This window comes from Streptomyces sp. NPDC051578 (assembly GCF_044454045.1).
In the GTDB taxonomy this organism is placed as follows: Bacteria; Actinomycetota; Actinomycetes; order Streptomycetales; family Streptomycetaceae; genus Streptomyces.
Genome location: NZ_JBITDH010000006.1, coordinates 78,524 through 97,845, shown reverse-complemented (window position 1 = coordinate 97,845; position 19,322 = coordinate 78,524). Strand labels below are relative to the sequence as shown.

The window sequence follows — 19,322 nt, the reverse complement described above, 5'->3', positions numbered from 1 at the left end:
CATGGCGTTCGCCGAGGCCGTCGGGCGGGAGGCACGCGCACCCGCGCCCGCCGGACGGGCCCGGCGGAGACCGCCGCTACAGCGCCCCGGCCGGAGGCCGGAACTGACCGGGGCCACCCGGCACCCGACGCGACGAGGCGGGGCGCCAGACCTGCATCCGGGGCTCGGGCCAACACCGCAGGACCCCCGCACCGCCCGGGCCCGCGCCTCAATCGCCGGCGGGGCTGGATGGGGGGAGACCGTGTCAGCGAGGACAGCGTGGGCGCCTCGGTCAGGCGGGAGCAGCGACCAGACGGCGGAGCCGGGGCACAGTCCCCGCATAGGCGGACCGGCACCCGGGCCGAACGCGGGCCCGGCGAAGACCCCGCTCCGCCGGGCACGGCGCTCCGTCCCGCCAGTGCCTCAGTCGCCGGCGAGGCCGGAAGGCGCAAGGCCCGTGCGCCGCCGACGGTCCGGGATTTCTCCAGCGGGTCTCCCGTACCGGGCCTCGGGTGACTTGAGGACGGGGGAAGGGGCGGCTCAGGCGTGGAGTCCGGAGATCCTGCACAGCGCGGGCCCCGTCCGAGTGCTGCGGGCGTTCTCCAGCGGGCGGGTCCACTAGCACCCCGGCCCGGGGGCAGACGACGCCCCGGACGAACTCGGCCCCCGGGGGCAAACCGGGCCCGTCCGCGGGCGGTTTGCGGCACACACAGCCCCCGACGCCCCCGGACTCCCCCGGGGCCCGCCGGGGCAGCATAGACGGGCCGCGACCGACCTCGGGGCAGTCGGCGCCCCGGCCGGCTACGGGCGGCGGCCGCACAGGCGGCTCCGCCACGGCCCCTGCCCCGGGGCAGTCCTCCCGGGGCAGCAAGGACGGGCAGCGACCGCCGGGGCAGGCGGGCGACCCGGCCGGCTGGGGGCGGCGGCCGCACAGGCGGCTCCGCCACGGCCCCTGCCACGGGGCAGTCCCGCCGGGGCAGTAAGGACGGGCAGCGACCGACCTCGGGCAGGCGGCGGCGCGGTGGGGTGCGGGCGGCTGCCGCACAGCGGCTCCGCCACGGCCCCTGCCCGGGGGCAGTAAGGACGGGCAGCGACCGCCGGGGCAGGCGGGCGACCCGGCCGGCTGCGGGTGGCTGCCGCACAGGCGGCTCCGCCACGGCCCCTGCCACGGGGCAGTCCCGCCGGGGCAGTAAGGACGGGCCGCGACCGACCTCGGGGCAGTCCGCGCCCCGGCCGGCTGGGGCGGCGGCCACACAGGCGGCTCCGCCACGGCCCCGGCCCCGGGCAAGCCGCGCCCCCGGTCGGGGCGGCGCGGGCGGGCGGGACGGGCCGTTGGGCGTTGACGGGGGGACCCGGGGAATCCTACTGTCGGGCATAGGATTCCTACGGCAGACCCGGGAGCGTTGCATGAGTGACGGCGGTAGCAGCAGCGAGCAGGCCAGGAAGATCGCGGAGGGGCTGGCGTACCTCACCGGCTTCGGGAACGAGCACAGCTCCGAGGCCGTTCCCGGGGCGCTTCCGCATGGCCGGAACTCGCCCCAGCGCTCACCCCTCGGGCTCTACGCCGAGCAGCTCAGCGGCAGCGCGTTCACCGAGCCCCGCACCCACAACCGCCGCTCCTGGCTCTACCGGATCCGCCCCTCGGCCGCGCATCCGCCCTTCACCCGGGTCGATAACGGCGCCCTGCGCAGCGCGCCGTTCACCGAGACCGTCCCCGACCCCAACCGCCTGCGCTGGAACCCGCTCCCCGACCCCGCCCCCGGCACCGACTTCCTCGCCGGCCTCTGGACCCTCGGCGGCAACGGCGACGCCGCCCAGCGCACCGGCATGGCCATCCACCTCTACGCCGCCAACGCCCCCATGACGGACCGGGTGTTCAGCGACTCCGACGGCGAACTGCTCATCGTCCCCGAGCGGGGCGGCCTGCTGCTGCGCACCGAACTCGGCCTGCTCAGCGCGCGCCCGGGCGAGATGGCGCTGATCCCCCGCGGCGTCCGCTTCCGCGTCGAGCTGCTGGACGAGGACGCCCGCGGCTACGTCTGCGAGAACTACGGGCAGCCCTTCGAGCTTCCGAACCTCGGTCCGATCGGCGCCAACGGCCTCGCCGCCGCCCGGGACTTCCGGGCGCCCGTGGCCGCGTACGAGGACGTCGAGCGTCCGACGGAGGTGGTCAACAAGTTCTGCGGCAACCTCTGGTCCGCCACCTACGACCACTCCCCACTCGACGTGGTCGCCTGGCACGGCACGCACACCCCGTACGTGTACGACATGCGCCGCTTCAACGTCATCGGCTCCATCAGCTTCGACCACCCGGACCCGTCGATCTTCACCGTCCTGACCTCGCCCTCCGACACCCCGGGCCTCGCGGGGGTGGACTTCGTCGTCTTCGCGCCCCGCTGGCTCGTCGGGGAGGACACCTTCCGCCCGCCGTACTTCCACCGGAACGTGATGAGCGAGTACATGGGCCTGATCGAAGGCGCCTACGACGCCAAGGCCGAGGGCTTCGTGCCCGGCGGCGGCTCGCTGCACAACATGATGTCCGCGCACGGACCGGACCGCGAGACCTTCGACCGGGCGAGCGCCGCGGAGCTCAAGCCGCAGAAGATCGACGACGGGCTGGCCTTCATGTTCGAGACCCGATGGCCCGTCACCGCCACCGCCCAGGCGGTCGGCGCCGGACACCTCCAGCGCGGTTACGACGACGTGTGGCAGGGTCTGGAGCGCCACTTCCGGGCCTGAACCGGCCGGGCGGCCCGCCGCCCGCCCCGGCCGGCCGGCAAAGTCCCCACACGTCCCGCCCGTACGGAGAAACCCCGTGACCGCCTTCGCCCCCGACTCCCTGGTGCTGAACCGGAAGCTTCCGCTCTGGTACCAGGTCTCCCAGTCGTTGCGCGCCTCGATACTGGGGCGCACCCCGGACGCCTCGCTGCGGCTGCCCACCGAGGAGCAACTGGCGGAGCACTACGGGGTGAGCGTGCTGACGATGCGCCAGGCGCTCAAGGAACTGGAGGGCGAGGGGCTGATCAGCCGGCACCGCCGGCGGGGCACCTTCATCGAACCGGGCGCCCGGCGCGGTGCACCCGTCCGGCTGTTGGGTTCGGTGGACGCGATCGTGGCCCAGCAGTCGGGCGAACGTACGACGGTCCTCGGCCACTCCCGCGAGGTGGTGGCCGGGGACCTGCTGGAGCACTTTCCCGGCACCGCGGAGGTGGTCACGTACCGCCGGCTGCGCCACGACAGCCAGACCGGGGAGCCGAGCAACTGGGCGGAGAACGCGGTCCTCCCGGAGCTGGCCTCCGCGATCGACCCGGCGGATCTGGAGCGCTGGCCGATGACGAAGGTGATCCGGGACATCGTGGGCGTGCGGATCAGCCGGATCACGGACACGGTCGAGGCCCGCCTCGCCGATCCGGAGACCGCCGAACTGCTGCGCGTCCCGCTGCTCAGCCCGATCCTGCACTACACGGGGGTGACGTACGACGAGGAAGGCCGGGTGGTGGACGTCGCACGGATCCGCTACCGCGGCGACAGGTTCTCCTTCACCGTGACCGTCGACGCCACCTGAGAGAAAGCCGCCGCAAGGGCCAGCCGGCCCGGGAACGAAGGCCAGCCGGCCCGGGAATGAAAGGGCGGCCGGCCGGGGAACGGAAGGGCGGCCGACCGGAGAAAGGGCCTCCCGCCGGACAAGGTCAGCCCTTCTTCTCCTCGTCCTCCGTGCCCCGCTCGCCCTCCGCCTGGGACGGCGTGCCGCGCATGGTCTGCGGGTGGCGCTGCCCCTTCTCCTTCTCGTCCATGTCCTCGTCGAGGCGCTCGCCCTCGGCCTGCGACGGGGTCGAGTATTCGTCGTACTGACTCATGACCGCCTCCTGCCGGAAATGCATACATAGGCCTACACAAGGAGCGTAACGCTTCGTCCGGGACCGGGCCCGGCCATCTCTCCCCGTCGATACCATCGGCCGCGTGAGCACCGACGTACCGCCGCAGACCCCGCTGCTGGACGATCTGATGCCCTGGGCCGTGCGCCCGCCGCGCCTGGGACGGGAGTGGGTCGCGGCCCCCGACCCCGCCACCCTGCGGGCCCGCTGGACGGCGCTCGCCGCCGCCGAAGGCGCGGAGCAGGAGCGGCTGTTCCGTCCCGCACGGGGCCGTACGCCCGCCACCGGGGCCGCCGCCCTGCCCGGGCAGCGCTCCGCCACCGCCCCCTTCGCGGTCGCGCCCGGTCCCTGCCCGCAGCCCGTACGCGTCCTGTGCGCCCCCTTCGACGAACAGTGGCTCCTACCGGACCAGCGACTCATCGACGCCGCCCGCCCCGAGCTATGGCGGGTCCTCGACGGCCACCAGCTGTTCCTGGTGGAGACCCCGGAGCAGCCGTCGGTCACCGCGCACCTGCCGGTCGGCCGCGTCGGCCTCGTGCGCCCCCTGTACCGGCGCCCCGGCGGCGCGGAGCCCAACCTCGCGCCGGGGCTGGTGGCCCTGCTGGGTGAGCGGTACGGCGGCCCGGTCAGCGCGCAGGACGTGCTGTGCTGGGCCCTGGCGGCGGCCCGCCCCGGGCCCCGGGGCGCGTACGAGGTCCCGCTCACCACCGACCCGGAGTGCTGGCGCGCCGGGCTGGAACTGGGCCACCGGCTGCTCACGGTGCAGCTGCGCGGAGCGCCGGGCGGGGACGCGCCCCGGCTGCCGGGCGGGCGGCGGCCGTACGTCCGCTCGGCGGTCACGGCCTGGCCGGGCGGGCTCGCGTACGACCCGGAGACCGAGACGCTGAACCTCGGTGACGGGAGCATCTCCCCCGTCCCCGAAGGAGCGTGGCGGTACGAGGCGCAGGGCGCCCGGGTGCTGGAGGCCTGGTTCGCCGCCCGCGCCGCGCACCGGGTGGCCCGCGCGCAGGGGCTGGAGGCGCTGGAGGCGCTGGGCCCGGCCGAGTGGCCGCAGGCCTGGACGTCGGAGCTGCTGTCCCTGGTGACGACCCTGGCCCTGCTCGCCGACCTCGCACCGCGGCGGGCGGCGTTCGAGCCGGGTCCGCCGCTGCCGGCCGCCGGTCTCGAAGCCGCCGGGGTGCTGCCCGCGCCGCGCTGGGCCCGGCGCCCGGCCTCGGTCCTGGACCACCGGGAGGAGGGCCCCGGCGGTCAGTTCGCCCTGTTGTAGCGCCCGGCTCGGCCCGCCCTACGCCCCCCACGCCCCCAGCAGCCGCGACACCGAGCGGTCGAACGCCTCGCCCAGGTCGGCGGGGATGCCCGTCCACCCCGCGAGGGCGGCGGCCAGCCTGGGGTACTCCCCCGTCGCCAGCCGGGAACCCAGCCACGCCGTCCGCGCGCCCTGCTCCTCGGCTTCGCTCCAGGGGAGCGTGCGCGCCCGCTCGGCCAGGGCCAGCTCGCTCGCCACGAACGTGGCCACCGCCCCGTTGACGGCGGCGATGAGTTCCAGCTTCTCACCGTCCGGCACCTCCAGGGGCTCCAGGCAGGCCAGGCCGTGCTCCAGGTAGCGCAGGGCGTTGGGGCTGAACCCGTGGGCCGGGCTCAGCAGCCGGGGCAGCCAGGGGTGGCGGTGCATGAGCGCCCGTGTCTGGCGGGCCAGGGCCAGCAGGTCCGCGTGCCAGTCGCCGGTCGGCGGGGCGTAGGAGTACTCCCCGCCGACCGCGTCGACCATCAGCTCGTACAGGTCCTCCTTGCGCGGGACGTAGTTGTACAAGGACATCGTCCCGGCGCCGATCCCCGCCGCCACCCGGCGCATGGAGACGGCGTCGATCCCCTCCGCGTCGGCGATCCGTACCGCCTCGGCCGCGATCGAGTCACGGCTGTGCGCGGGGCGGGGGCCCCGGCCGGCCCGTTGCGGGCGGGCCCAGATCACTTCGGCTTCGGCAGTGCGGTCGCCGGGCGTCATCGGCCCATCACCTCGTCACTTCTTCCATCGCCCCATCGTAGTTACGTACACCGTACGTAGTGCGGTAGGGTGCCGAACATGACAACTACGTACGCTGTACTTAGTGAGGGTCTGGAGAAGAGCTACGGAGAGGTCCACGCCCTGCGCGGCCTGGACCTGTCGGTGCCGTACGGCACGGTGTGCGGCCTCCTCGGCCCCAACGGCGCGGGCAAGACCACCGCCGTCCGCACCTTCACCACCCTCACCGCACCCACCGGCGGCCGCGCGCTGGTCGCCGGTCACGACGTCACCCGCGACCCGGCCGCCGTCCGCCGCTCCATCGGGGTCACCGGCCAGTACGCCACGGTCGACGGGGACTTGACGGGCCGCGAGAACCTGCGGCTCTTCGCCCGCCTGGCGGGGCTGCGCGGTGCGGCGGCCCGGACCCGCGCCGACGAGCTGCTGGACCGCTTCGACCTGGGCGAGGCGGCCGACCGGGTGGCCTCCACCTGGTCGGGCGGGATGAAGCGGCGGCTGGACCTGGCCGCCGGGCTGATCAACCGCCCCCGGGTGCTGTTCCTGGACGAACCGACGACCGGCCTGGACCCGGCGGCCCGCGAGCAGATCTGGGCGGCCGTACGGGAACTCGCCGTCGAGGGTGCCGGAGTGCTGCTCACCACCCAGTACCTGGAGGAGGCCGACCGGCTCGCCGACGACATCGTGGTGGTCGACGGCGGCCGGGTCGTGGCCGGCGGCACGCCCGCCGAACTCAAGGCCCGCATCGGCGCCCACGCAGAGGTCACCGTCGCCGACCGCACGGCCCTCGCGGGAGCGGCGGTCGTACTGGACCAGCTCACCGGCGCCGTGCCCGTACTGGACGAGGAGCACCTCACGGCCGGCGCGACGGTCCTGGACGGCGCCCTGACGCTGCCCCGGATCATCCGCGCCCTCGACGCCGCCGGGATCCCGGTCACCGACGCAACGCTGCGGCCCCCCACCCTCGACGAGGTGTTCCTGCGCCTGACCCGGGTCCGCAGCGCCACCACCGGCCGGATCGATCACATCGACCACACAGCCCACATCAAGGAGGACGCGGCATGAGCACCCTGCTGTCCGACGGCGGCGCCGTCTTCACCCGGCAGTTGCAAAAGGCCCGCCACGCACCCGCGCTGCTGATCCTCACCCAGACGATGCCGATCACCATGCTGCTCTTCTTCGGCTACGTCTTCGGCAGCGCGCTCGCCATGCCGGGTTCGCAGTACCGGGAGTTCCTGGTGCCGGGGCTGCTCGCCGCCACCGCCGCCAACGGCCTGATGACCGGCATGTTCACGGCCGCGCAGGACGCCCACCGGGGGGTGATGGACCGCTTCCGCACGCTGCCGATGAGCCGGGCCGCCGTGCCGCTCGGGCAGACCGCCGCCGACCTCCTGACGACGGCGCTGTCGATGGTGCCGCTGATGCTGGTGGGACTGGCGATGGGTTGGCGGATCGAGCACGGCCTGCCGGGCGCGCTCGGCGCCCTGGGGGTGCTGCTGCTGTTCCGCTTCGCCACGGCCTGGACGGGCACGTACCTCGGGCTGCTGAGCAAGAGCGAGGAGGCGGCCGGCCAGTTGGGCAGCGCCACCTTCGTGCTGCCGATGCTCTCCAGCGCGTACCTGCCGACCGCCGGACTGCCCGGGTGGCTGCGGGCGGTGGCCGAGTGGAACCCGATCAGCGCGGTCGCGAGCGCGGTGCGCGTGCTCTGCGGGAACGCGGGCGGCGAGGCCGCGGCGGGAGCCGCCTGGCCGGCGGCGCACCCGGTGGCGGGAGCGGTGGCCTGGTCCCTGGTCCTGCTGGCGCTGTTCGCCCCGGCGGCCGCGCGCCGGTTCACCCGCGGCCTGGGCTGAGACCGGGCCGGGCCCGAAGCACGCCGGGCCGGGCCCGAAGCACGCCGGGCCGGGAGCACGCCGGGCAGCAAGCAGCCCCCCTCCGAAGACGCCGGGCTCCGCGCAAGCGGGCTCCGAGCAAGCCGGGCCGGGTGCCGTCCGGCTCCGAGCACGCCGCGCGGAAAGCCGTCCGGCTGCGGCACCCCGCGCGGAAAGCCACGGAGTTCTCGGCACTGTGCGGGATGACAGCCCCGGGTCCGAGCAGGTAGGCAGGCTGTCATGGCTCCTGACCCGCACCCCGCCCCGCGACCCGTCCCGCCCGCCGCGCCGCGACCCGCTCCGCCCGCCGCCGATCCGCTGCCCCTCGAAGGCATCACCGTCGTCGCCGTCGAACAGGCCGTCTCGGCCCCCTTCGCCACCCGCCAGCTCGCCGATCTGGGAGCGCGGGTGGTCAAGGTCGAGCGGCCCGACGGCGGCGATTTCGCGCGCGCCTACGACGCCACCGCCCACGGCCTCGCCTCGCACTTCGTCTGGGCCAACCGCGGCAAGGAGTCCATCGCGCTGGACCTCAAGGACCCGCGCGGCAGGGAGGTCCTGCACGGCCTGCTGGACGGCGCCGACGTCTTCGTCCAGAATCTCGCCCACGGCGCCGCCGCCCGGCTCGGCCTCGACTCGGCGGCACTGTGCGCCCGTTACCCGCGGCTGATCGCCGTGGACATCTCCGGCTACGGCCCCGAGGGCCCGTACGCCCACAAGCGCGCCTACGACATGCTCGTCCAGTGCGAGGCGGGGCTGGTGTCGGTGACCGGCACCCCGGAGCAGCCCGTCAAAGCGGGGATTCCCGCGGCCGACATCGCGGCCGCCATGTACACGTTCTCGGGGGTGCTCGCCGCCCTCCTGCGCCGCGGGACCACCGGACGCGGGGGCAGGGTGGAGGTGTCGATGCTGGACGCCCTCGCCGAGTGGATGGGCCACCCCCTGCACCACACGATGCACGACGGACGGCAGCCGGTGCGCACCGGCCTCGCACACGCCGTCATCGCGCCCTACGACGCCTACCCGACGGCCGACGGGGACCGCGTACTGCTGTCCGTGCAGAACGACCGCGAGTGGCGTCGCCTCGCGGAACAGGTGCTGGAGCGGCCGGAGTTGGCCGACGACCCGGCGTACGCGACGAACGCCGCACGCACCCGCGGCCGGGAGGCGACCGACGCCGTCGTGGCCAAGGCGCTCGCGGCGCTGGACGCGCAGGAGGCGATCGGGCGTCTGGAGGCGGCCGGCATCGCCTGCGCGCGGCTGAACTCGGTGGCGCGGCTGGCGGGGCACCCCCAGCTGGCGGCCCGGGACCGCTGGCGGGAGGTGGGGTCCCCGGTGGGCCCGCTGCGGGCACTGCTGCCGCCGATCGGGCTGCCGGACGGCCCGCCGCCGCGGATGGGGGCGGTGCCCGCGCTCGGCGAGCACACCGAGGCGCTGCTGCGCGGCCTGGGGATGACGGACGTGCGGATCGCGGCGCTGCGCCGGGACGGTGTGGTCGCCTGAGGAGTGACGGCGGGGCCCGGCCTCCCGGCGCGAAGGCGCCGGGTTGCCGGGACACCGGGGACCGCCGGGAGGGGGCGGGGCACACCCGGGTAGGCCGGGGCACTGCCGGAGTACGCCGTGGACAAGACGGGGCCGGGGGTGCGGCCGGACCGACCGGCCGCCTCGCAGGGGCAGTTACGAGCGGCGGCTGCCGAAGAGCGTGCGCCGCAGCCGACGCAGCGGCGCGAACAGCGCGACGCGCGCGCTCCGGCTCCGCTGGACGTGCGTGTGGTCGCGGGAGGTGAGTTCGCGCATGAGCAGCGTCGCCTCCGCGGCCTGGTGGTGCGGGACGGCGGGACCGCCCAGCACGGCGAGGTGGCGGTCGAGGCGCGAGCTGGTCGCACCGCTGCCGCAGGTGATGGCAGGCACGCGAGGCGGCCTGCTGCGCATTGCTATCTGTTCCATGTCTCTCCCCACCCGTACGAGGGCACCCGGCCCGGGCAGGTTAACCCTATCGCCCCGACGTCGCCCCCGGGTATCCCGGTGGTGTGAATTACCCCTATACCTACGGGGAGTTGACGATTACTCAGCGCATTCGGCGATCACTCTCCGCACAGGGCGGATGCCTTCCGGACCGCATCGGGGGCTCCATTGCGGCAGTCCCGTCACGACAGGGGTCAAGACACCCCCGCCGCGCTAACGTGGAGTGATCGTCCGGTGACGGAGACGGGGGCTCGTGTGAGCGGGAACATGGACGGGGACGGGCGTGTCATCGCCGGCCGCTACCGACTGCTCGGTCCACTGGGCCGCGGCGGCATGGGCACCGTGTGGCGGGCCCGCGACGAAGTTCTGGGCCGCGAGGTCGCGGTGAAGGAGGTCCGGGCCCCCGCCGGACTGGACCGGGCCGAAGTGGAACGGATGTACCGGCGGCTGGAGCGGGAGGCCCGGGCGGCGGCGCGGGTCTCGCACCGCGCAGTGGTCACCGTCTACGACGTGGCCACCGAGGACGGACGCCCCTGGATCGTGATGGAGCTGGTGCGCGGGCTCTCGCTGGCGGAGGTGCTGGAGGGCGAGGGGCCCATGACCCCGCAACGGGCCGCGCACATCGGCGAACAGGTGCTGGCGGCGCTGCGCTCCGCGCACGCGGCGGGGGTGGTGCACCGGGACGTCAAGCCCGCCAACGTGCTGGTCGCCAACGACGGCCGGGTCCTCCTCGGGGACTTCGGGATCGCGAGCCTGGAGGGCTCCTCCGCGATCACGATGACCGGAGAGGTGGTCGGGTCCCCCGAATTCCTCGCGCCGGAGCGGGCGCTGGGCCGCGAGCCGGGACCCACGTCGGACCTGTGGTCGCTCGGGGTGCTGCTGTACGCGGCCGTCGAGGGGGTCTCGCCGTTCCGCCGGGACACCCCGCCGGCCACGCTGCGGGCGGTCGTGGAGGGTGAACTGCCGCCGCCGCGCCGGGCCGGGCCGCTGGCGCCCGTACTGGAGGGGCTGCTGCGCAAGGACCCGGACGTGCGGCTGTCCGCGGCGGAGGCGGCCCGGATGCTCCGCGTCATCGGCGCGGGAGGAACCGTACGGGACCCTCAGGGCGCGGGAGGGACCACGCGGGCCCCCGGTGCGGTGGGTGCCCTGCGGGCCCCGGCCGGTACGGCGTCGGGGCCGGACGCGGCGGCGGCCCCGCCGCACGGGCTCAGCCCCTACGGCCCGGCGCCCACCGCACCCCTCTCCGCGCGCGACGCCGCCCCGGAGCCCGGGCGCAGGAGGGCCGCACTGGTGCTGACTGCCGGGATCGTGGTGCTGCTCCTGGCGGCCGTGGCCCTCGGCCTGCTCCTGCTCGACCCGCGCGGGACGCCGGACGACGGCACCGGCGGCGCCGGGAGCGGCCCGACGGGGCCGGCGGCCGTGTCCACGAGCCCGCCGCCGACCCCGGCCGCCTCCCCTTCGGCCGGCGGCAGCCCGACGCCCGGGCAGCAGGTGACGCTGTACGTCCACACCGTGTACGGCGCCTACCGCGGCACCTGTCCGCCGCCCCCGGCCGCCGCGCCCGCCTTCACCGGCACGATCGCGGTGGACACCCTCCCCGCCGTGGTGGAGTACCGCTGGGTGACGCGCGGTGGGGCGACGGCCCCGGAAGCGCCCTGGCAGAGCGTCACGTACGAGGCGGGCGGCGCGAAGACCCGGCAACTGAACCACACGGAGCCCGGCACCGGCGGAAGCCTTGAGGACGCGGTACGGCTGGAGGTGCGCACGCCCGCCCGGGTGGACTCGGCGTGGATGGACTTCTCCGTGACGTGCGAGGAGGAGACCCCGACGGCCGGGGCCTCCTCCTCCGCTCCACCGGCCCCCTCCGGCTCCCCGGGCCCGGCGCCGGGCCCGGGGGAAACGCCGTGAGAACCGGGCGGGCCTATGCCTTGCCGGCGAAGACGGGCAGGTAGCCGCTCGACTGCCCGGTGGCGGTCGGGTGGTAGGACTCGCCGATGTCCGCCCAGTTGAGGCTGTGCAGCCACGCGCTGCCGGAGCAGATCTCGTGGCCGGTGAAGGCGCCGGTGACCGAGGCGAAGGTGAAGCCGTGGTTGGCGGCGCGTTTGGCGATGGCGGCGTTGAGGTAGTCGGCCGCTCCGTTGATGGCGCTGCGTTCGCCCTCGGACAGTCCGGCGATGCAGGAACCGTTCAGCTGGTAGAAGCGGGGATAGCCGAGGACCACCACGTGGGCGGCCGGGGCGCGGGAGGAGATGGCGTTGTAGACCTGGTCGAGCTGACCGGGGAGGGTGGAGTCCACGTACGCCTTGGCCTGGTTGACGCGGTTGACGCAGGTGGACTCCGACTGGAGGACACAGGTCGTCATGACGTCGGAGAAACCGGCGTCGTTGCCGCCGATGGTGATGCTGACGAGGTCGGTGCCGGAGTTCAGCGGGCCGAGCTGGCCGGACAGGACGTCACCCGTCCGGGCGCCCGAGCAGGCGGTGAAGGAGAAGGTCTGCGGGGAGTGGGCGGCGGCCCACAGGGCCGGATAGGCCCGGGAGCTGCGCTTGCAGTTCCCGCTCGCGCTGTCGTAGTTGCCGGAGCCCACGCCGGAGGAGTACGAGTCTCCGAGGGCTGCGTAGCCGAAGTCGGCCTGGGCGGAGGCGGCCGCCTGGCCCGCGCCGAACAGGGTGGCGCCCGCGGCGAGTAAGAGGGCGGAGGTGAGGGTGGCGAAGCGCGACAGTCTCATGCTCATGTGTGCGGCTCCTAGTGGGGGTTACTCCTGAGTCGTTGGTACAGGGAGCACGGCCTGGCTGGAAGTGTTCATGCCAAGAATGTTCGGAGCGGAACCGGCTTCGAATCTTCACCCACGAGGGGTTTGAAGAGGGGACCCCGACACCCGATCCGGCGAAACACGGGTGCGGGAGGGCAGTTCGTGCCGGATCATGGGCGCCATGTCAGCCAACCCGCACGACGCGCTGCCGATCCGGCTCACCCTCGACGACAGCGACTCGCCGTCGGATGTCGTCGACGCCCTGTTCCTCGGCCGGTTCGCGTCCGGCGAGCAGCCGTACTCGCACAGCGTCTCCATCGAACGGGTCAAGGCGGAGGCCACCTTGCTGCCGCCCGGCGCGACCGTGCTGCGCGCGGCGCGCGACACCGACCGCAGTGCGACGCTCGCCGAGGGCGAGGGCTGGACGATGCTCGTGTCGCGCTGGAGCCGGGGCGCCGACGTGACGGTCACGGCCGTCAGCGACGAACTCGCCGCCGGTGTGCTCGGCGAGGCCACGCAAGGGGCGCGGGACGAGCCCGAACCGCAACCGGAGAACGTCACGATGGGGTTCTGGTACGTCTCCCCGCGCCGCGGCCCCTACCGCACGACCCGGCAGATCGCCGCGGGCACCTGGCCGGAGGTGCGGCCCAACTACACGGCGCCGGTGGCCGAGGCCATGGACCGGCTGATGAAGGTGACCCCGGACGACATCGCGGGCCGGCTGCTCCTGCTGCACGGGCCGCCCGGGACGGGCAAGACCTCCGCGCTGCGGACGCTGGCCCGGTCGTGGCGGGACTGGTGCCAGGTGGACTGCGTCCTGGACCCGGAACGGCTGTTCAACGACGTGGGCTACCTGATGGACATCGCCATCGGCGAGGACGAGGGCACGGCCAAGGGCCGCTGGCGGCTGCTGCTGCTGGAGGACTGCGACGAGCTGATCCGCGGCGAGGCCCGCCACCAGGCCGGGCAGGCGCTGTCCCGGCTGCTGAACCTGACGGACGGACTGCTGGGGCAGGGCCGCAACGTGCTGGTCGGGGTGACGACCAACGAGGACCTGGAGCGCCTGCACCCGGCGGTGGTCCGGCCGGGCCGCTGCCTGGCCCGGATCGAGGTCGGCCGGCTGACGCACCGTGAGGCGACGGAGTGGCTCGGCAGCGACGGGGGCGTCTCCCGCGAGGGCGCCACCCTGGCCGAGCTCTTCGCCCTGCGCCGCGGCGCGGGCCCGACGGCGGCCCTCCTCCCGCCCCAGGGGCACGGCGCCGAGCCGGGGCTCTACCTGTAGGTCCCGTCCCGGCGGGCCGGGTGCGACCACAATGGCCCCGAAGGCCACGCCCCGTCGTCCCCGCCGCCCCCGGGCACACCGAACAGGAGTCCAGATGCTCGAACCGGCGCAGGAGAACCCCTATCCCGACAGCCTCGTCCTCGGCGAGGGCCCCGAGCCGCACCCGCAGCTGCGGCCGGTGCTGCCCCTCATCGGGCGCTGGCACGGCCGGGGCAGCGGCGAGTACCCGACCCTGGAGCACGGGTTCCGCTACGAGCAGGAGGTCACCTTCAGCCATGACGGGAGGCCGTTCCTGCGCTACGAGTCGCGCGCCTGGCTGATCGACGGATCGGGCGCCGCCCTGCGCCCCTCGGGGCGGGAGGTCGGCTGGTGGCGGGTGATGCCGGACGCCTCGCTGGAGGTGGTGCTGGCCCACCCGACCGGGATCGTCGAGACGTACGTCGGACAGGTGTCCGGGACCCGGATCGAGATGGCCACCACGAGCGTGTCGGTGACGCCCCGGGCCAAGGAGGTGACCGCGATGCGCCGGAGGTACACCCTGGAGGGCGGGGAGTTGGTCGTGGTCCAGGAGATGGAGGCGGTGGGCCAGCCGATGCAGCACCACCTCATGGCCCGGCTCAGCCGTCGCGAGCACGCGGGCGGGAGCTGAGCCTCACGCCCCGTACCGCCGGCCCGGCCCAGCCCGCGCGAGGACGCGGGCGGGAGCTGGAACTCACGCCCCGTACCGCGCCCGCAGGGCTTCCCCCGCCGCGGCCGTGGCCTCCTCCCGGGTCAGGCCCAGCCGGTGGACGCGCTCGGCGAACGCCTGCGCCGCGGCGGCCGCCTGGCGCGCGGCGGAGTCACCGGCGGCGGCGACGAACGTCCCGGCCCGCCCCCGCGTCTCGATCACTCCGTCGCCCTCCAGGGCCCGGTACGCCTTGGCGACCGTGTTCGCCGCGAGCCCCAGGTCCTCCGCCAGCCCTCGCACGGTCGGCAGTTTGAACCCCACGGGCAGCCTCCCGGACCGGGCCGCGTCCGCGATCTGCGCGCGCAGCTGCTCGTAGGGGGCGGCGGAGCCGGCCGAGGCGTCGATCTTGATCTTGAGGTTGGGCGAAGTCGAGGTCACGGCGCCGATTGTCCCCCACCGCCCGGTAATTCGCAGGCGCCGACGGCGGCCGGCACCTAGCGTCGCCCCCATGACCGTTTCGATCCGCGACCTGCGCCCCGCCGACCCCGGGGACGCGGGGGCCGTCGCAGACCTGCGCCGGACCGTCCTCCCGTTCATGATCAGCACCCCGGCCGGGGTGGTCCACGAAGTCACCTCCGCCCACCCGGCCAAGCGGTACCGGGTCCTCCTCGCCGAGCGCGCGGACGGCCTGGCCGTCGCCACCGCCCAGGTCGGCATCGCGCACGACAGTCCCGAGCCCGGCCTCGGCTTCGTCAACCTCCAGGTGCACCCCGCCCACCGCGGCCTCGGCGTGGGAAGCACCCTGCTGCGGGCGGCCGAGGAACACCTGCACGCCGCCGGGGCCGTGGACTCCTACGCCTGGGTCCTGGACGGGCAGGGCGACCAGGCCTTCGCCGCACGGCACGGCTACCGCCCCGGCCGCTCGGCGCACTTCCTGCGCCTGGAGCTGTCGGAGCGGACCCTGCCGCCGTACCCGGCCGTGCTGCCTCCGGGCGTCGAACTGCGGCCCGCCTCCGCGTTCGCGGACGATCCGCGCCCGCTGTACGAGGCCGACGCCGAGGTCTCCTCCGACGAGCCGGGCGACGTGCCGGTGGAGCTGGACGACTACGACGACTGGCTCGCCGGGGTGTGGCACGAGCCCTCGCTCGACCACGACCTGACCACGGTCGTCCTCGTCGACGGCGTCGTGGCCGCCTTCTGCGCCGCCCGGACCGACGGGGCGGGCCGCTACGGCTCGGCGATGACCGGCACGCGCCGCGCCCACCGCGGCCGCGGGCTGGCCAAGCTGGCCAAGACCGCCTCCCTGCACCGGGCCCTCGCGGCAGGCTGCACCGAGGCACTGACCGGCAACGACGCGCGCAACGCACCGATGCTCGCCGTCAACGAGTGGTTCGGGTACGAGATCCGCGCCACCGAGACCCGCTTCGCGAAGCGGCTCGCCCCCTGCGGTCCCGGCCCTGAGGAAGTGACCGCGTGACCGGCATGCTCACCGTCGCCCTCGTCAAGGCCGGCCGCACCAAGATCCGCTATCCGGCCGAGCTGCTCGCCGACACGGGCGACCGGCTCTCCGTGCGCGCTCCCTGGGCGGCGGAGGGGGTACGGGACTTCGGCTTCGTGCGCTTCGAGCCGGGCGACGTGTTCACCGAGCACTTCTGGCGCAGCCGCTGGTACGCGGTCAAGGAGGTGCGGACGGGCGACGGCCGGCTCAAGGGGTGGTACTGCGACGTGACCCGGCCGGCCGTGGTCCGGGACGGCGAGGTGGTGGTGGAGGACCTGGACCTCGACCTGTGGGTGTCGGGGGACGGGTCGAGCGTCCTGCGCCTGGACGAGGACGAGTTCGCGGCGAGCGGCCTCGCCGAGCGCGACCCGGAGGCCGCCGCCCGGGCCGCATCGGCCCTCGACGCCCTCGAAGCGCAGGCCAGGACGCCTGCCGGCCTGCCCGCACTGCTCGTGTAGGCCGACACCGGCACCGACAGGTCCGTCCCGCCCCTGGCGCAGGGGAGTTCGGGTGGGTGAGGATCACGGCCTCACCCACCACCACTTCCTTGCAGGAGGACGACCATGATCCGCCGCACATCCCGCGGACTCGTCTGCGCTGCCGCCGCCACCGCGGCGCTGTTCGCCCAGCCCGGTCCGGTCTCGGCCCTGCCCTCGGCGGAGCCGGCAGCGACGCAGCTCCCCCAGGCCCGTGTCTTCATGGTCAACCCCGTCCAGTCCTCGGGCGACCAGACGCTGACCGACGGCAAGGACGGCGCCGACGCCGTGCCCGCCTCCGCCTACGCCGTCGCCGCGCTGCGCAATCTGGACGGCAGCGGATCGCTGTCCGGGAAGTGGGCTTACGTCCGTTCGGACACCGGCCCCTCCGCGAAGACCTCGGACGCCGCCGGGTACACCCGTGCCGACGACCGGTTCGAGCAGGTCATGGCGTACTTCTGGGTGAACGAGGCACAGGAGTACCTCCAGGGTCTGGGCTTCGGCAGCGAGCTGCCGGGGGCGAACGACCGCGCCCAGCCGGTGCGGATCAACCAGTGGGGCGCCGACAACTCCTTCTTCTCCGACAAGAAGGCCGAGATCCGTTTCGGCAAGGGCGGGGTGGACGACGCCGAGGACGCCGAGGTGATCGTGCACGAGTACGGCCACGCGGTGCACAACGCGCAGGTCCCGGGCTTCGGCACCTCCCCGGAGGCGGGTGCGATCGGCGAGGCGTTCGGCGACTACCTCGCGGTCGAGGTCGGGGCGCACGCGGACGAGGCGTACGGGTGGCCGCGCAAGACGGACCTGGCGTGCGTCGGCGACTGGGACTCGACCGGCTACAGCGCGGCGCCGCACTGCCTGCGGCGGATCGACGGCTCGAAGGTGTACGCCGACCGGGTCGGGGAGGTGCACGCGGACGGGGAGATCTGGTCGCGCGCGCTCTTCGACATCCGGGCCGCGTTGGGCGCCCGGACGGCCGACCGGATCATCGTCGACGCGCAGTTCGGCTTCCGCGCCGACACCGACTTCGCGGACGCCGCGCGGACGACCGTCTCGACGGCGCAGCGCATGTACGGCAAGTCCGCGGCGGACGCGGTCCGCGCAGCCTTCGCCGCGCGGCAGATTCCCGGGCTCGGCTGACCGGCGCAGCGCGCGCACCCGCCGCCGCCCCGGGCCGTCGGTCCCGGGGCGGTAGCGGAGCAAGTCCCTCCGATATCGGGCGCATTCACCGCCGAGCGGACACCGTTGTGCGTTCTCCGGACAACGGGAAGGTCAAATTCTTGTTGCGCACCTGCCAATCCGGGGTGACTTCCTGGCAAGGTCTCCACCACTGCCTCCCCACCGGCAACAAGGAGCAACGAGTGACTCACCCCACGCCGTCCTCAACCCCCCTCTCCCGCAGCCGTGTCCACGCCCTCCGTGCCGCCGCCCTCGTCGCCTCCGCCGCGATGGTCGCCCTCGCCGTGCAGAGCGGTCCCGCCAGCGCCGCCGCCGAGCGCGAGGCCGGCGCCACGGCCGTCTCGCTGACCGGGACGGCGCGCGCCTCCGCGATCGCCCAGGCCCAGTCCGACGCCCCGTCCACCGCCAAGGCCATCGGTCTCGGCGACCAGGAGGGGCTCGTGGCCCGGGACGTCGTCAAGGACGCGGACGGCACCGTCCACACCCGCTACGAGCGCACCTACGCCGGTCTGCCTGTTCTCGGCGGCGACCTGGTCGTGCACGCCAAGAACGGTGCGCGCTCCACCACCAAGGCCTACGGGGCCCCCATATCCGTGGACACCAAGGCCGCTTCCCTCGCGGCCCCCAAGGGCGCCCGCAAGGTCGTCTGGGCCGTCGGCGGAGCACCGGTCCTGGCCTGGGAGAGCGTCACCGAAGGCGTCGGGCACGACGGTACGCCGAGCAGGCTGCACACCATCACCGACGCCCGCAGCGGCAAGGTGCTCTACTCCTACGACGCCGTCGAGACGGGCATCGGCGCCAGCGAGTACAGCGGCTCGGTCACCCTCGGCACCAAGGCCAACGGCTCGCAGTTCGAGCTGAACGACGCCGCCCGCGGCGGCCACAAGACCTACGACCTGGCCGGCGGCACCAACGGGACCGGTTCGCTGTTCACCGACGCCGACGACACCTGGGGGGACGGCACCCCGGCCAACCGGCAGACCGCCGCCGTCGACGCCCACTACGGCGCCGCCGTGACGTGGGACTTCTACAAGAACGAACTGGGCCGGCTGGGCATCCGCGGGGACGGCGTCGCGGCCTACTCCCGCGTCCACTACGGCAACGCCTACGTCAACGCGTTCTGGGACGACGGCTGCTTCTGCATGACCTACGGCGACGGCACGAACAACACCAAGCCGCTCACCGCGCTCGACGTCGCCGGCCACGAGATGTCGCACGGCCTGACCGCCTCGACGGCCGGGCTGCGCTACACCCGGGAGTCCGGCGGTCTCAACGAGGCCACCTCCGACATCTTCGGCACCTCGGTGGAGTTCTACGCCGCCAACCCCTCCGACCCCGGTGACTACCTGATCGGCGAGAAGATCGACATCCGCGGAAACGGCACGCCGCTGCGGTACATGGACAAGCCGAGCCGCGACGGCGCCTCCGCGGACTACTGGGACAAGAACGTCGGCCGCCTCGACGTCCACAACTCCTCCGGTGTCGCGAACCACTTCTTCTACCTGCTGTCCGAGGGGAGCGGCGCCAAGACGGTCAACGGCGTCAGCTACGACTCGCCGACCGCCAACGGCTCGACCGTGGCCGGCATCGGCCGGACCAAGGCGTACAAGATCTGGTACAAGGCGCTGTCGGTGTACATGACCTCCTCGACGGACTACGCGGGAGCGCGGACGGCGACCCTCAAGGCCGCCGCGGACCTGTACGGAACGGGTGGCACCGAGTACCAGGCGGTCGCCGCGGCCTGGACCGCGGTCAACGTGAAGTGAA

The 19,322-nt window shown here is 74.3% G+C and carries 18 protein-coding genes; 13 read left to right on the top strand and 5 right to left on the bottom strand.

The genetic code is table 11. The features are described from left to right. Positions 1-1,386: 1,386 nt before the first annotated feature. Entirely contained in the window at positions 1,387-2,718 is a 1,332-nt protein-coding gene (gene hmgA, locus ACIA6C_RS24060; protein WP_399278831.1) for a homogentisate 1,2-dioxygenase, read from the top strand. Positions 2,719-2,794: 76 nt separating this feature from the next. After that, complete coding sequence (locus ACIA6C_RS24055) at positions 2,795-3,544, top strand: GntR family transcriptional regulator (protein WP_399278829.1); 750 nt, start codon at positions 2,795-2,797, stop codon at positions 3,542-3,544. 124 nt (positions 3,545-3,668) lie between these two features. On the opposite strand, the gene ACIA6C_RS24050 is transcribed toward ACIA6C_RS24055, so the two are convergent. Next, entirely contained in the window at positions 3,669-3,836 is a 168-nt protein-coding gene (locus ACIA6C_RS24050; RefSeq protein ID WP_361133189.1) for a hypothetical protein, read from the bottom strand. Between the two features lie 148 nt (positions 3,837-3,984). Here ACIA6C_RS24050 and ACIA6C_RS24045 point away from each other — a divergent pair, with 148 nt between their 5' ends. Further along, the gene (locus tag ACIA6C_RS24045) at positions 3,985-5,121 is read left to right on the top strand and encodes a type ISP restriction/modification enzyme (RefSeq protein WP_399279108.1); all 1,137 of its coding nucleotides are present in this window, start codon (positions 3,985-3,987) and stop codon (positions 5,119-5,121) included. 18 nt (positions 5,122-5,139) lie between these two features. On the opposite strand, the gene ACIA6C_RS24040 is transcribed toward ACIA6C_RS24045, so the two are convergent. After that, positions 5,140-5,856, bottom strand: a complete 717-nt coding sequence (locus tag ACIA6C_RS24040) for a TetR/AcrR family transcriptional regulator C-terminal domain-containing protein (RefSeq protein ID WP_399278827.1) — start codon at positions 5,854-5,856, stop codon at positions 5,140-5,142. Positions 5,857-5,934: 78 nt separating this feature from the next. Between ACIA6C_RS24040 and ACIA6C_RS24035 the strand changes: the two genes are divergently transcribed. From ACIA6C_RS24035 to ACIA6C_RS24025, 3 genes are all read left to right on the top strand, one after another. After that, positions 5,935-6,936 carry an ATP-binding cassette domain-containing protein gene (locus ACIA6C_RS24035; protein WP_399278825.1) on the top strand — a complete coding sequence of 334 codons (1,002 nt, stop codon included), beginning with the start codon at positions 5,935-5,937 and terminating at the stop codon, positions 6,934-6,936. Then, positions 6,933-7,721, top strand: a complete 789-nt coding sequence (locus ACIA6C_RS24030; RefSeq protein ID WP_399278823.1) for an ABC transporter permease — start codon at positions 6,933-6,935, stop codon at positions 7,719-7,721. Before ACIA6C_RS24035 ends, ACIA6C_RS24030 begins: the two co-directional genes overlap by 4 nt. Before the next feature lie 258 nt (positions 7,722-7,979). Next, entirely contained in the window at positions 7,980-9,239 is a 1,260-nt protein-coding gene (locus ACIA6C_RS24025) for a CaiB/BaiF CoA transferase family protein (protein WP_399278821.1), read from the top strand. Between the two features lie 174 nt (positions 9,240-9,413). Here the strand turns inward: ACIA6C_RS24025 and ACIA6C_RS24020 are convergent, their stop codons facing one another. Next, positions 9,414-9,683 carry a hypothetical protein gene (locus ACIA6C_RS24020; protein ID WP_361133174.1) on the bottom strand — a complete coding sequence of 90 codons (270 nt, stop codon included), beginning with the start codon at positions 9,681-9,683 and terminating at the stop codon, positions 9,414-9,416. 285 nt (positions 9,684-9,968) lie between these two features. On the opposite strand from ACIA6C_RS24020, the gene ACIA6C_RS24015 reads away from it, so the two are divergent. Then, complete coding sequence (locus ACIA6C_RS24015) at positions 9,969-11,609, top strand: protein kinase (RefSeq protein ID WP_399279106.1); 1,641 nt, start codon at positions 9,969-9,971, stop codon at positions 11,607-11,609. Positions 11,610-11,622: 13 nt separating this feature from the next. Here ACIA6C_RS24015 and ACIA6C_RS24010 read toward each other — a convergent pair whose 3' ends face one another. Beyond that, entirely contained in the window at positions 11,623-12,429 is an 807-nt protein-coding gene (locus ACIA6C_RS24010) for an SGNH/GDSL hydrolase family protein (protein WP_361133781.1), read from the bottom strand. Between the two features lie 196 nt (positions 12,430-12,625). On the opposite strand from ACIA6C_RS24010, the gene ACIA6C_RS24005 reads away from it, so the two are divergent. Next, positions 12,626-13,735 carry a DUF5925 domain-containing protein gene (locus ACIA6C_RS24005; protein ID WP_399278818.1) on the top strand — a complete coding sequence of 370 codons (1,110 nt, stop codon included), beginning with the start codon at positions 12,626-12,628 and terminating at the stop codon, positions 13,733-13,735. Positions 13,736-13,829: 94 nt separating this feature from the next. Continuing rightward, a complete protein-coding gene (locus ACIA6C_RS24000) occupies positions 13,830-14,384 on the top strand; it encodes an FABP family protein (protein ID WP_399278816.1) in 555 nt (184 codons plus the stop codon). Positions 14,385-14,447: 63 nt separating this feature from the next. On the opposite strand, the gene ACIA6C_RS23995 is transcribed toward ACIA6C_RS24000, so the two are convergent. Beyond that, positions 14,448-14,840 (bottom strand): GntR family transcriptional regulator, encoded by a 393-nt coding sequence (locus ACIA6C_RS23995; RefSeq protein WP_399278814.1) that lies wholly within the window; start codon positions 14,838-14,840, stop codon positions 14,448-14,450. A 70-nt stretch (positions 14,841-14,910) separates the two neighbouring features. Between ACIA6C_RS23995 and ACIA6C_RS23990 the strand changes: the two genes are divergently transcribed. The 4 genes from ACIA6C_RS23990 (at position 14,911) to ACIA6C_RS23975 (ending at position 19,321) form a co-directional block, all read left to right on the top strand. Next, positions 14,911-15,879, top strand: a complete 969-nt coding sequence (locus ACIA6C_RS23990) for a GNAT family N-acetyltransferase (protein WP_399278812.1) — start codon at positions 14,911-14,913, stop codon at positions 15,877-15,879. Positions 15,880-15,884: 5 nt separating this feature from the next. Next, positions 15,885-16,358 carry a DUF402 domain-containing protein gene (locus ACIA6C_RS23985; RefSeq protein ID WP_361133778.1) on the top strand — a complete coding sequence of 158 codons (474 nt, stop codon included), beginning with the start codon at positions 15,885-15,887 and terminating at the stop codon, positions 16,356-16,358. Positions 16,359-16,463: 105 nt separating this feature from the next. After that, positions 16,464-17,516, top strand: coding sequence for a M4 family metallopeptidase (locus ACIA6C_RS23980; RefSeq protein WP_399278810.1), 1,053 nt, complete (start codon positions 16,464-16,466; stop codon positions 17,514-17,516). Positions 17,517-17,824: 308 nt separating this feature from the next. Then, positions 17,825-19,321, top strand: coding sequence for a M4 family metallopeptidase (locus tag ACIA6C_RS23975; protein ID WP_399279103.1), 1,497 nt, complete (start codon positions 17,825-17,827; stop codon positions 19,319-19,321). Position 19,322: the final 1 nt, after the last annotated feature.